A 12862-nucleotide genomic window follows, 5' to 3' on the forward strand; every position below is an offset into this window, starting at 1 on the left:
TTTTGGCTCTCTATTCTCTCTCCGTGTGCTCATTGCGGTAACTCACTCCGCCTTTCGTACTTCACGGCTTCTGGTTCCCTTCTTGTTGCGCCATCCAGGAGCGTCGAAGGCGTAGGATAGCCACAATGCAGAAACCAGCCGAGCGCATCGGCAGGAGTAATGCGAGGCAATACCTCAATGATCGCGTCTTGGAGCGCCTCGCGCGTACGAGCGCCGACCCGTCGCAAGATCGTTTTCAATTTGGAAAACGCTCCCTCTATCGGGGAGAAATCAGGCGAGTAGGCAGGCAGAAACAGGAGTTGGCATCCTCGGGCTTCGATGGCCTCTTTGACCCGAGGCCCCAGGTGTATCGAGAGATTGTCCAGGATCACGATCTGGCCTTCGCGCAAGCTGGGAGCCAGGATTTGCTCGATGTAGGTCTCAAAGGCGGCGGCATCAGCTGCGCCATCCAGCGGCATCGATTCGCCCATGCCTTGCACCGACAACGAGGCAATTAATGTCAAATTCGCCCCGTAGTTGCGGGGAACCGTACCGATGGCCCGCTTTCCTTGCGGAGCATAGGCATACAGCGGCGTCATGTTGATCCGCGAACCCGTCTCATCCACGATGACCAGATCTTGGGTGGGCAACTGCTTGGCTTGCTCCTGCCAGACGGCGCGTTCCGCTTCATCCTGTTCGCTGGCTCTCAGAATCTTTTTTTTTCGCGTCCAGCCTAAAGCCATTCTGGCACGGCTGATGGAAGCGGGGCTGACCTTGGTGCCGGTCCTGGCTTCCCACATCTGGCAGTGCTGCTCTCGGGTCGCATCGGGGTTGGCCTCTAACTGGTCGAGCAAGCCAGCCTGCAAGGCCGCTCCTTTGATGCTGGGACGACCAGGGATTGGTTGGGGCAAGACATGCCCCCTCTCTCGTCGCGCTTTGAGATAGCGTTTGATGGTGGCGGTGGAAATGGCAAACATCTCTGCAACTTCGGCCTGCTTTTTTCCTTGGCCGATGGCTCGCAGCACGCGTTGACGTAGGTCTTGAGAATAGGCTTTCACGCAGACAGTGTATCATAGATCAACCCTTCTGGACACCGCTGTAGTGGGCATGACTAGAGCCATGCTGGAAAGAATGAATTCTTTCCAGCATGGCTCTAGATGCATATGACCAGAAGTGAAGCCGCTATCTTCTACGCTTCTTCTTGAGGGTTGGCTGAGGCGCAGGTACGACGACGCCACTGATCTCCTCGATCTTGCCATCTTCAATCTCGATGCGCACATCCGCCACCTTCGCTACGCTGCGATCATGACTGACTACGATGACCGTGCGCCCTTGATTCGCCAGGCGCTTTAACAGGTCTATAATGCGCTTGCCATTCTGTGAGTCCAGGTTTCCAGTCGGCTCATCCGCCAGGATGACTTTGGGATCGTTGGCGAGTGCCCGCGCGATGGCGACGCGCTGCTTTTGTCCACCAGAGAGCCTGCCAGGGTGATGCCGGTGGCGATTCTCATCGATACCGACCTGGAGCAGAAGTGTCCGCGCTCGCTCGCGCATGTCGGCTCGTGACTTTCCTCCTGCCAGCTCCATTGGAAGCATGACATTCTCTAGCGCCGTCAGATTGGGAATCAGGTGAAACGATTGGAAAACGAAGCCCACGTTTTGACGCCTGAACGTGTGCTCCTTTGGCCCGGTCAGGCTCATCACATTAACACCATCGACGACCAGTTCGCCTCCAGTCGGTTTATCCAGGCTTCCAAGAATATAGAGCAGGGTCGATTTGCCGCTGCCGCTGGGACCCATGATGGTGACAAATTGCCCCTCTGTAAAGACAAAGCTTGCCTCGTCTACGGCCTTGATGACCTCACCATGCATCTTAAAGTGCTTGCTGAGATGATCAGCGACAATCGTAACAACCGGCTCTTTCTGAACGGTTGGCTCTTTCTCTAGAACTGCGGGCGTAGCCGCGTCAATAATGGTCTCTTCTTCCATAGTTTTCCTCGCTCCTCAGACTAGTTGTTGCCTTTTCTCAGTACGACTGCAGGTCGGATGCGCGCGACATAGAGCGCGGGAATGACGCTTGTTAAGATTGCCAGACCGATTCCCAACCCCATGATGATGAGCAATGTTTGCCCGTTAAGGGTCACTGTTGATAGGTGAATATCGCCAAGCTGCTGCGTTAATCCCTGGCGAAAGCCCTGGAAGCCACCCTGAAAGCCCTGGAACGATGGACCTCCCTGTGTGCCTTGTGTCGTTGGAGTTCCTCTCGTCATAAATGAGCCTCTGCCAGCTACAGAACCAATATCACTGGATGCAGTGGAGACATCAAACTTCTGTGAGATGATGGGACCAAGTGTCACGAGAAGCACGGTCGCGACCGCCGATGCCAGGACACTGAGGGCCAAGACTTCCGTCCAGAACTGCCCTATTACCTGCCAGTGTGAGGCACCTATTGCCTTGAGCGTACCGATTTCCGCGGTGCGTTCGCGAACGATAACGAAGACCGAGAAGATGATAATCGCGGCCGAGGTAGCTATGGCGACGATGAGCGCCAGCTTGATGCTGTTTTGTGCGGTACTGAGCGCACTAATCGAGCTTGAGTACATTTTGCTCTCGGTGACGACGTTATATTTGCTGCCCAGTGCTGTGCGGATAGTGGTTGCAACGGCGTCTACCTGGTCATAGGTGGTAGCATAGGCCGTAATACTGTCGACGCCACTAACGGCATAAAGCTTTTGCATGGTTGCCAGGGGCAAGGTGAGCGTATTATCGGCTGTGGCTGCGTCCGAGGTGTAGAGTCCAATAACTGTGAGCTTGGTACCCTTGAGCGTAAAGGTTGAACCAACTTTAAGGTTATTCGTGTCAGCCAGTGTCTTGCTCATGAGCGCGACGTTTGCCGTAGCATCGCTCGTCTGGAGGCCGCGTCCAGAGGTAATTGTAGGTGTGCCACCCTGGATAGTGAAATGCGTGGAGCCGCTTGAAATCCCATAAATCGAGGCTGGAATAGTCCTGCTTTGTCCATTAGGCATCTGGACACTGGCGGTCTTCAATTCCTGATCGGTGTCGTAGCGCCTCAGGCTCTCCTCGACACTGGTAACACCAGAAACCTTTTTGACCTTATCGATGGCATCAGATGGTATCGGCGTGCTCGCGTTTTGTGATTGGAACAGATTGAAGCCGCCATTACCACCATTACCACCATTACCACCATTGCCACCGGGGAAACCTCTAGTATTTCCACTGCTGTTATTCCCATTATCCTGTGTTTGACTCTGGTTGTCGGTCACATAACTGATGGTAACGCCCGTTCCTACCTCTGAGCGCACTTTGGTAAGTTGCTGCTGCGCGCTACTGTTGAGGCTGACCATGGCCGCAACAAACATCAAGCTTGCTCCCAGTAGCAAGACGATGAGCAGCAACCGTAGTGGATTCCGTACCACGTTTCGCATACCGCGTAAGACTATACCCATGCAACTAGTACTCCTTCGTTTTATCCGTTAGCCCGGTGACTGGTTTTATCTTTTTTCCGCTGTTGATCTTTGATGCAAAGCGGCAAACCTTCAAAGTACACAGAAACGGGTCACCAACAATACATGACCTTCCTCAACACTGGAGGAATCGAGGAAGGTTATGAACGATATTTATTTAATGCAACGAGGAACAGTCATATAGTTGTTGACCGCCCACATCAGAGCCACCACCGGCGGCCGTATTCGATTGCGTAGAACTGGTGCTCCAGAGGCTTGCCTGTACGATCGAACAATGCGACTGTACCCAGCCAGTCAATTGTTGATTCTGACCAGCACCTAATAGGCCACCGCCGCCATTCCCCCTCATTTGTCCTGTCCCTGTGGGTCCGCTCGCCTGAGTCGGAGAAGCATCGGTCGTTGTATTCGGATTACCCGGAGACTGGAGCAGGAAGTAACGTACCGTTCCATCCTTGATCAGCGAGGTCAATTGACTCTGGGTTAGAATCGGGTCACTGCCGAGATATCCACCTAAGGCCATTACAGGCTTATTCGTCTGTACAATAATCGACTCGGCAGATGTGGAGCGAATTGTTGCCAACAAGTAACGGGCCGTTCCTTGATTTGCTGTCAGGTAATCGATCAGCTTTTGATCTGATGCCGCACCTCCTCCCATTCCCATACCACCAAAACCGGCCGGAGGGCCACCAGCACGACCTTTGGAATCTGTTGAGCTAAATGAACCCGTGCGATATTTGGATGACATACTACCGCCATCAGCGCCTGGAAAGGCCATCATCCCCCCCATGGTTGAAGGGCCAGCAGTTGGCAACGTTGTATTTTCCGGGTGGAGGGTCGTTGTAAACGACCAGATCGCTGGCGTAATGAGCAACACAGCTACACCGGCAACGATTGCAGAACGCAACCAGGAATTTGAATTGATGATCAATGTGGGGCGTAGTCGTGCAAAAACGAGTACTGCTGCCGAAAGTATCGTCAGGATCAATACAATTGGAGATAATACTGTATTCCAACTGTTAGAGGAGGAGAGCAGATAGAGCTGTTCTCCCGCTGTGAGCAGCAGAGCTAGCGGTAATATCCAACCACGCCAGTCAGCACGCATACGATAATCATTCCATAAGGTGACCAGACCAATCGCTGCAAGTGCAGCGATTGCAGGAGCGATGATCACCATGTAATATGTATGAAAGAAGCTGGCGATACTGAAAAAGGTTCCCATTGTTAACAGCCATACTCCCCACAACACACTCGCCTGCAAACGATTATCAAGAGGGAAGCTGACACGACGTTGCCAGAGCAAAGCCAGGAGTCCCAAAATCGCCATTGGCAAGAGCCAGCTGACCTGTCCACCTAAATCCACGTTAAAAAATCGCAATGGACTTGCTGGCCCGCCCCCGTTGAATATGTTCGCCGTACCTCCACCATTGCCCGCTCCTCCACGAAGTCCGTTCGCCGTACCTCCACCATTGCCCAATCTCCCAGGAAAGGGTGGTTGGGATGTAGACGTCGGTGGTGTAACAGAAGTGCTCCTTGAGTCGGTCGTGCCTGGCTGGGATCCTCCTCCAGCCTGACTCGTTCCCAGCAAACGTTGAATACCGTTGTAGCCAAGAGTCAAACTGAGTTCGGAATTATCCGAGGTTGAATCAACGTATGGGCGTTGCGAAGCTGGTACCATATCGACGGCCACAATCCAGGAAAATGACACAATGAGCATGATCAGCGTTGCCAGAACCAGATGGAGTATCCGCTTGCGCCAACTCAATGGTGCCGTCAACAGGTAGAGCAACCCTAACGCTGGAATGACCAGATAGGCCTCTAATGTTTTGACGTTGAAGCCAAACGCAATCAGGAGTGCCCCGAGCAAAAGCCAGCGCAAACGGCCGGTCTCAGCCGCTAGACTGACAGCCCAGGTTGCTAACAAAACAAAGAGCACCAGAAGCATATCAAGATTATTATCACGGTTCATCGCGACACTAATTGGGGTCAGGGCCAGGAAAAGCGCGGCGAGCAAGCCCATGACCGGACCGAATTTACGGCGCACCAGCCAGTAAAGCACGAGCACCGAGAGGATACCGGCTACGGATTGTGGCAGGATAATGCTGAACCCAGAAAAGCCAAATATGGCTGCACTGGCGGTCTGAATCCATAATCCAAGCGGTGGTTTATCAACCGTGACGAAGCCAGCCGGATCAAAGGCGACAAAGAAGAAATTATGCCAGCTATCAAGCATACTTCTGACGGCGGCAGCATAAAATTGGTTTCCATAGCCATTTTGTTGCTGTTGAAAAAAGTTCAAAAACGCCGCGATGACGACAATCAAAGCTAGCGCGATGCGGTGCCAGGTGCGAGTCGGTGCGACCGTTTCACGCTGTCCCACATCCTGCGCAGAAGTATCGCCCTGGCGATGCGTTGTGAAAGACATGTTTTTCATTTGCATGTGTATTATCCCCATATATGAAAATCAAGCAACTATCAGATGCTGCATGCATGAATCATCCAACGTAAAGCTATCTTTGCTTCATTCCGTCACGCTTCCATTTGGTCGCATAAGAAAAGAGCTCTCCAAAAGCACGTAAGATAACGCTGACCTTAGCACCAGTCGCACGACCAGCGCGCCGAGGGAAATGATGAACGCCGATCTCTTTATAGAAATGATGTGTTTGCTTCAACTTGTAGAGTAATTCTGCATTGATCATGGCTCCTCGGGTCTCCAGAGGGGATTCGTGGAGCAATTGCGTATGCAGAAGCTTGAATGCACAATCGATATCACGGACAGAAACACCCAGCACGAGATGAACAAGAAATTTCCATCCCCAGGCATTCAATTTGCGTATCCAGGTATCCTGGCGATTGAGGCGGTACCCGATCACGGCATCATAGGTATCAATAAAGGCGAAAAAGCTACGCAGTTCCTCAATCGCAAACTGTCCATCAGAATCCATAAAGAACGTCAGGCTCTTTGATGCTGCGGCAAAGCCACTGACGAGCGCTGCCCCATATCCTTGATTGGTGGCATGGTTGATCAGGCGAACCTGAGGATGGACAGCGGAAATCTCGGCAACAAGAGCCGCAGTCCGGTCCTTGCTGCCGTCATTTATGACGATGATCTCATAGTCGATACCCCAGCGATCAAGCCGAGTGAGCACATCACGTACAGTCATCGCGATAACATGTTCTTCGTTATACGCTGGCAACACAACAGAGAGACTATAGGTGGTGTTCAATCTGGTATCAGGGTGTTCTGCGATGGGCTCGGCAGTGGTTACAGCCGACGCTGAAGCTTGTTTATTGATTTGCTCAAAATGATAAGACATAAATTCCTCTCTTCCCCTAGATTGTCTGCTTGCAGAAATCGACGTTTCATGGCTTTTGCACAAAAACCCAGAGACGCATGCCGAGAAACGAAATGGAAGCAGAGACAATGATTGCAAGGACCTTAGAAAGGTTCGTCCAGAGGGTAATGCTTTGAACGAAAGGATGAGGAAAAGTACGTATCACCCAGACGAGCATCGTATTCACCACCATCCCCAAAAAGGTTGTGCAAGCAAAACGTGTTAATTCGTGCCAGCTCATGCTCTGCTTATTGCGGAATGTCCAGTACTTATTCAGTAAGAAACTATTGAACGCACCAAAGCTATATGCTACGACGTTATAGGCCAGAATCAACCAGGTCCGGTTCGTTGGCAACAGCAAGAGGAGAGCATTTAAGGCGAGTAAATCCAGCCCGGTGTTGACACCCCCTACCAGACCAAAGCGTACTACCTGCAGAGGATGCGTCTTCCAATGTGCAAGTAAGGGAGGCTTGTAGACATCTTTTGTCTCTTGCTGTCTATTGTGAACTTCCTCTGTCTCGATCAATAGACACTCCTTTCACTCGCATTGACAACCAACAAAAAAGTTTTCCGTTCTTTGATATGAGTCAGAGAATCGCGATGGTTTTTCTTAATGTCGATTGGCTTGCTTTTTTCAAGTTCCCTTCTCGACACATCCAACTATAGCAGGAGCATTATGAAGATCTTATAAAGAAGTCATCAAGATACTGTTTGTTTGCTTATTGCAAGGGTTCGCAAGTGCCCACGTCGAGCATGCCACAATGCTCTGTCTTTCTTTTCCGCTGTCTTCATACAAACTTTATATTTTTCTTCTATACTAAGCGCAGCGAGAGGACCGCATCTTGGCTCTATACGAACGTGCAAAAACTAGTTCGATAAGCTCCAGGCAGTACACAGTTTTGGTCGTTGGTGACGATAGAAAGATAGTAGACCTGATCCGCATCTACCCTAACAAGTTCAATGAACTCCAGAAGGAAATATGCAGCACACAATTTTGGTCGTTGATGACGATAGAAAAATAGTAGACCTGATCCGCATCTACCTTGAGAAAGAGCGGTATCAGGTCATCATTGCCTCTGATGGGCCCCAGGCCCTGAAACTGGCCCGACAGAAACAACCGAGCCTGATCATCCTGGATTGGATGTTGCCAAGCATTGATGGGCTGGATGTCTGTCGTATTCTCCGCGCTGAATGTGACATTCCCATTATTATGTTGACTGCCAGATCGACCGAGGACGATAAATTGCTTGGTCTGAATCTGGGAGCTGATGATTACTTGACGAAGCCCTTCAGTCCGCGCGAACTCGTCGCTCGCGTGCGAGTGGTGTTGCGACGCGCAAGCCAGCAGAAAGAGGATGATCGTCTACCAGCGCTGCGCCTGGGCGACCTCGTTGTAGATTTTGACGCGCATGAAGCCAGGTTGCATAATACTGTCGTTCGTCTCACCCCCAAAGAGTTCAAACTCCTGGAGACACTGGCAAGGGAACCGGGCCGTGCCTTTAGCCGTGCAGAACTGGTCACGAGGGTCTTTGGCATTGACTATGAGGGTTTTGATCGTACCATTGATGTGCATCTTATGAACTTGCGCAAGAAGATTGAGCCTTTCCCTGATCAGCCCATCTATCTACATACGGTATATGGAGTTGGCTATAAATTACGAAAAGAGAAAGAGTATGAGGATTCGTAGTATACGAGTACGTTTGATACTGATGTTCATGCTCGTCGTAACGATAGCGTTAGGAGCATATGCTGTCTTTGCCAGCCAGATCACGCGAGACAGATTTCAACATTACCTGGATAACGGACAGACTAATGATCAAGGGCTGATCTCTCAAATTCAGGCCATTTATCACCAGCACCAGGATGCACAGCGGTTGCAAGCCCTGATTGAGCAAAGCGCGACCCAAAATAAGGTCAGGACGCTTGTAATTAACCCCAACCAGCTCATTGTCGCCGATTCGGCAAGCAAGCTCGTCGGTCAGACACTGACGATTCCCTTGTTCCTCACGCTTGAAAGCACAAACGCAGGAAAACCTCCTTTGCCCGAAGCCCCATTTCCACCCGGCAGAGCGGTACGCATTATGTCAACCGATGGGAGAATCGTAGCTTCTGGTCCGCCAGCGCCACTGACGAATACAAACTTTATTGATTCTGTGAATCGTGCGCTGGAGCTCGCCGTTCTCGTAGCCGGGTTTGTGGCCTTTATCCTGGCAATTATGTTATCAGGTACCATTCTCAAACCAGTTCGCGCCTTAACTCGTGCGGCCAGACAATTGGAGCAGGGGAATCTCACGCAGAGAGTGCAGATTCGGAGGCTAGACGAAATCGGCGATCTGGCACACGCCTTTGATACAATGGCAGATAGCCTGGAGCGTTCAGAGCATCTGCGCCGCCAATTATTGAGCAATATTGCTCATGAGCTACGAACACCGCTCACCAATATTCGTGGTTACCTCGAAGCGTTCCAGGACCAGGTGATCACGCCAGATCCCGCAGTCATTGCATCAATCTATGAAGAAGCCATGCTCCTGAGTCGTATGGTTACAGATCTCCAGGATCTGGCCCTGGCTGAAGCAGGACAATTGCGCCTGCAACGAGTTCACATCGCGCTGGAGGATGTCATCACCAAGGCGATCAATGCTCTATCCCTTCAGGCAGAGAACAAGAAGATCTCCTTTTCCGCCAATATCGCACCCAATCTGCCATTGGTCGAGGCAGATGCACAACGGGTAGGACAAATTATGCGCAATCTTTTGAATAATGCGATCAAATATACGCCTGAGCAAGGGGAGGTTCGGGTGAGCGCACGGGCTCTGCAAAAAGAGATACAGGTGTCTGTACGAGACAATGGGATGGGCATCGCAGCCGAGCACTTGCCTTATATCTTTAAACACTTTTACCGTGCCGATACCTCCCGTACCCGTGAGACAGGGGGTAGCGGCCTCGGGCTGGCGATCGTTGAGCAACTGGTATGTGCACATGGTGGGCGTATTACCGTGGAAAGCTATGTGGGACAGGGCACCTGCTTCATATTTACCCTGCCTATTGCAAGTTCAAGCAAGGCTATTTAAAGGTATTGTCAACTTATTTATAAAAACGAAAGATGCTGATGATCTATATAAAAAAGCGGTGGAAGGACAATGAGAAGTGGGAGGTTGGTATAGTGATGCAGACCCGCTTGACTCCAGTCACCCGCGTTTCATTGTTGGAATCGGCCCTGCAAAATGGCACGGTACTCCCGAGCACGCAAACGATGTCTTCGTGGTTGGAAATGTCCAGCGATGGGACCAATGGCCGAAAGAAGCGCTATGCCTGTGCGGGCTGATGTAAAGAACTGCTTGGGATGTGATTGGGGCAGAATGAGGGCGCCCTCATTCTGGTTACCCGTCTTCACAGAATTGCACAACCGAGGAATCAAGGACATCTTTATCGCCTGTGTGGATGGACTCACAGGCTTACCTGAAGCCATTGAGACGCTCTACCCACACACGCGTCCAGCTTCCATCTGGTGCGCAATTCGCTCAAACCGGAAGAATGGAAGCAGGGAATATTGTAGGGCAGACGAGAACCAACGAGCTTGTCTCGTAAAACGCTTCTGGACAGGAGGGCCTCTACGGAGCCTCAGCAATGGGAGGCTACAAGCCGCCTGGATGAAAGAAGCATCCCCTGTCATGTGTGCGGGGAGTGTCAACCTGTTGTACTTGCTCTATTCTCTCTCTGATGCTGTTGAGAAACTGTTTTACCTTCTTTTGATCTAATGTTTCGTCACATGTTCCAGCGCGTAAAGCGAGGGCTTGCGTAAGCAGCTCACCATCAGCAACACGTGTTTTGGCCCACTCAATCGCATCTACTTTTGATGACCATTGATTCTCTTCAGCAAATCGCCACCCTCGACATGCATTGAGGATACTGGAATAGCCAGCCTCATCATGGTCTGTATGCCAGCGCAATGAAGTGAGAAGAGCATTGAGTAGCCATGTTCTCGGAATGACCCCAAAGAGTTCGTGAGCATCTGGGCCAAAAATGCTGATACCATGTTCTCGTGCAATTGATCGATCGAGGAGAAACCAGTGAAATGATTCATCCTTTGAATCATAGGTGACGTGAAAGCACATTTGAGGACCAGAATTGAGATTCACTTCAAATCCGGCAGTTGGAGAGGGGATAGTTACTTTCTCTCTACTGTAGAGAACAAATTCACATCCTCGCGTTGGACATGGTAAGGAAGGATGGGCAAGTAAGGAAGTAATCTGTTCCTTTTCTTCCTGGCTGAGTTGTCGTGCACATACCCCTTGTATATCGATATCGCTTCTACCAACAATAAACCCTCCTAATGCTGCGGAACCGACTATGTAGACCCCTAATAAATTCCCTTGCAAATAGTTATGAAGTAACTGAACCATTTGCAGAGAGTAGGTTTGAATTTCGGGTGGCAGGTTCTGCAATCGAGTATCAGGATTGATTGACACTTGACACCTCCTTGGATGAGTACACACAAGCGTTTCCTATCTCGCACCCAGATGCCTGAGAAGTTCTAGCTAGCCTTGCCCACTTCCCCTCTTCTCATTCCTTACACCATCCGTATTCTTCCTCTCTTGCAAGAGTACGTCTACCAGCATGGAGAACGGCTACGAGCGGTATTGGGAAAGCAATTTGAGGCAATAATGCCAGCAGAATCGCAACTATTCGATGGAGATAGTGACATTTTGACAGCGACAGACCTCTTTATAGTATAAAACAGTACAAGTATGATAACGCTAGCTTTCTCGAGGTCTTGAAGCAACTATCTAGTGCTCCGTTCGTTAAATGCGGTAAGAAAAGAGCCGCCGATAGTGGCGACGAGTCTTGGGAGGCCGTCCCCAAACCCAGGGCTTGGCTCGGTGGTTGAGTTGCGCGGTCGCCACGCGCCTGGCCAGATCAATCTCGCTCGGGTTGGCAAAGCTCTGGCCGGCGAAGGCATCGCGGCGGAAGAGCCGCCACCAGCCTTCTTGCAGGTTGAGCCAGCACGCTCCTTTGGGAATGAAGACGTGGTGGATGCGGGGATGTTCTGCCAGCCAGGTGCGGGTTTCCAGGCTGTTGTGGCTGCTCAGATTATCTGTGATAATGAAAATGTCGCCCGTTGGATTGTCGGCTTCGATCAGTTTGAGCAACTCGATAGAATTCGTCGAGTTGCGCGCGGGCGCACAGCGGGTGAGTTCTTTGCCATCGCGCACACGCAACGCCCCATAGATCCAGGTTTTCTCCAGTCCTCGGCTGTACTCCAGAGGCGCTTTGATCCGGTGCCCATTCGGCGACCAGCCAGGTGCTGGGGGAAAGCTGCGGGGCAAGACCGGCCCTAATTCGTCGGTACAGATGGTCGTCGAGCCTGCGGGTGGGTCGGTGTAGTGGCTGACGACCGCTACCCTTTTGGGACGCGCGTCTTTTTCATCGCTGGTCCCCCAACTGTGGGTCCGACGCCACCGCACCCCTTCGCGCAGCAAGATCGTACGGATCTGGCTGCGTTTCACGGCAATCCCGGCTTCCTTGGCTGCCTGGGCCAGTGCATCCAGGCTCCACTGCGCGGCTTTTTGCTCCTCTCTGGCCTCCAGGCTTCCGTCAGTGTACCTGACCAACCGCCCGGGAGGCGGCTGCTTGGCCAGGGCAATGATCCGGCTGTCATCTTCTGTCGTCAAGCGACGAGGACGGCCGGCTTTGGGTCGATCACCCAGCCCCTCAATCCCCCCTGTCTCAAAGCGGTGCAACCGACGGCGCACGGTCTGCGCGTCACAGTGCAGGGCCTGCGCAATGGCTTCCACGCGTTCTCCATCCCAGCTGCGCACGACCATCTGTGCATGCAGGATCCAATCCGCTGGTCCATGCCGGCTGGCGGCCAGTTTGCGCACTCGCCTCTCTTCGCGTTCATCTTGCGCTGCTCGCGCTCGCAGGATCTTCGGCATCTCTCGCGCTCCTTTCTCTTTTCCACCTTCCTCTCTTCTGATTCTATCACCACTTCACGAACGGAGCACTAGTATTTGAGCCCAAGCATCACCTCGCAGTGTTCAATTTCCTCCTCTCCCGTCGTGTTTC

Annotated in this window: 10 protein-coding genes and 2 pseudogenes; 3 read left to right on the forward strand and 9 right to left on the reverse strand. The window is 51.7% G+C overall.

Annotation, left to right across the window (positions count from 1 at the left end):
* Nucleotides 1–29 precede the first annotated feature (29 nt).
* The 6 genes from KRAC_RS61220 to KRAC_RS61225 form a co-directional block, all read right to left on the reverse strand.
* Complete coding sequence (locus KRAC_RS61220) at nt 30–1037, reverse strand: IS630 family transposase (protein WP_052568120.1); 1008 nt, start codon at nt 1035–1037, stop codon at nt 30–32.
* A gap of 124 nt (nt 1038–1161) precedes the next feature.
* On the reverse strand, nt 1162–1968 hold the full coding sequence (locus KRAC_RS10095; RefSeq protein ID WP_007906654.1) for an ABC transporter ATP-binding protein: 807 nt from the start codon (nt 1966–1968) through the stop codon (nt 1162–1164).
* 20 nt (nt 1969–1988) lie between these two features.
* Nucleotides 1989–3446, reverse strand: a complete 1458-nt coding sequence (locus KRAC_RS10100; RefSeq protein WP_007906655.1) for an ABC transporter permease — start codon at nt 3444–3446, stop codon at nt 1989–1991.
* Between the two features lie 175 nt (nt 3447–3621).
* Complete coding sequence (locus KRAC_RS74480) at nt 3622–5901, reverse strand: ArnT family glycosyltransferase (RefSeq protein ID WP_007906656.1); 2280 nt, start codon at nt 5899–5901, stop codon at nt 3622–3624.
* A 70-nt stretch (nt 5902–5971) separates the two neighbouring features.
* Nucleotides 5972–6778, reverse strand: a complete 807-nt coding sequence (locus tag KRAC_RS10110; protein ID WP_007906657.1) for a glycosyltransferase family 2 protein — start codon at nt 6776–6778, stop codon at nt 5972–5974.
* Between the two features lie 46 nt (nt 6779–6824).
* The gene (locus KRAC_RS61225) at nt 6825–7322 is read right to left on the reverse strand and encodes a GtrA family protein (RefSeq protein WP_007906659.1); all 498 of its coding nucleotides are present in this window, start codon (nt 7320–7322) and stop codon (nt 6825–6827) included.
* Between the two features lie 453 nt (nt 7323–7775).
* Here KRAC_RS61225 and KRAC_RS10120 point away from each other — a divergent pair, with 453 nt between their 5' ends.
* Entirely contained in the window at nt 7776–8483 is a 708-nt protein-coding gene (locus KRAC_RS10120; RefSeq protein WP_007906661.1) for a response regulator transcription factor, read from the forward strand.
* Complete coding sequence (locus tag KRAC_RS10125; protein ID WP_007906663.1) at nt 8470–9867, forward strand: sensor histidine kinase; 1398 nt, start codon at nt 8470–8472, stop codon at nt 9865–9867. Before KRAC_RS10120 ends, KRAC_RS10125 begins: the two co-directional genes overlap by 14 nt.
* A gap of 43 nt (nt 9868–9910) precedes the next feature.
* Here the strand turns inward: KRAC_RS10125 and KRAC_RS79385 are convergent.
* Nucleotides 9911–10100 (reverse strand): annotated as a pseudogene (locus KRAC_RS79385) (hypothetical protein); the annotation flags it as partial.
* A 24-nt stretch (nt 10101–10124) separates the two neighbouring features.
* Between KRAC_RS79385 and KRAC_RS75740 the strand changes: the two are divergent.
* Nucleotides 10125–10288: pseudogene (locus KRAC_RS75740) on the forward strand (transposase); the annotation flags it as partial.
* A gap of 143 nt (nt 10289–10431) precedes the next feature.
* Here KRAC_RS75740 and KRAC_RS10135 read toward each other — a convergent pair.
* Nucleotides 10432–11265: an aminoglycoside adenylyltransferase domain-containing protein gene (locus KRAC_RS10135; protein WP_007906666.1), complete on the reverse strand. Its 834-nt coding sequence runs from the start codon at nt 11263–11265 to the stop codon at nt 10432–10434.
* 333 nt (nt 11266–11598) lie between these two features.
* The gene (locus KRAC_RS65630; RefSeq protein WP_007906668.1) at nt 11599–12732 is read right to left on the reverse strand and encodes an IS630 family transposase; all 1134 of its coding nucleotides are present in this window, start codon (nt 12730–12732) and stop codon (nt 11599–11601) included.
* Nucleotides 12733–12862 lie beyond the last annotated feature (130 nt).

The sequence above is a fragment of the Ktedonobacter racemifer DSM 44963 genome, assembly GCF_000178855.1.
In the GTDB taxonomy this organism is placed as follows: domain Bacteria; phylum Chloroflexota; class Ktedonobacteria; order Ktedonobacterales; family Ktedonobacteraceae; genus Ktedonobacter; species Ktedonobacter racemifer.

Excerpts from the sequence above, each read along its gene's own strand:
- KRAC_RS10095 (WP_007906654.1), bottom strand. The coding sequence starts at position 1,968 with ATGGAAGAAGAGACCATTATTGACGCGGCTACGCCCGCAGTTCTAGAG.
- KRAC_RS10100 (WP_007906655.1), bottom strand. The coding sequence starts at position 3,446 with ATGGGTATAGTCTTACGCGGTATGCGAAACGTGGTACGGAATCCACTA.
- KRAC_RS74480 (WP_007906656.1), bottom strand. The coding sequence starts at position 5,901 with ATGCAAATGAAAAACATGTCTTTCACAACGCATCGCCAGGGCGATACT.
- KRAC_RS10110 (WP_007906657.1), bottom strand. The coding sequence starts at position 6,778 with ATGTCTTATCATTTTGAGCAAATCAATAAACAAGCTTCAGCGTCGGCT.
- KRAC_RS10120 (WP_007906661.1), top strand. The coding sequence starts at position 7,776 with ATGCAGCACACAATTTTGGTCGTTGATGACGATAGAAAAATAGTAGAC.
- KRAC_RS10125 (WP_007906663.1), top strand. The coding sequence starts at position 8,470 with ATGAGGATTCGTAGTATACGAGTACGTTTGATACTGATGTTCATGCTC.
- KRAC_RS65630 (WP_007906668.1), bottom strand. The coding sequence starts at position 12,732 with ATGCCGAAGATCCTGCGAGCGCGAGCAGCGCAAGATGAACGCGAAGAG.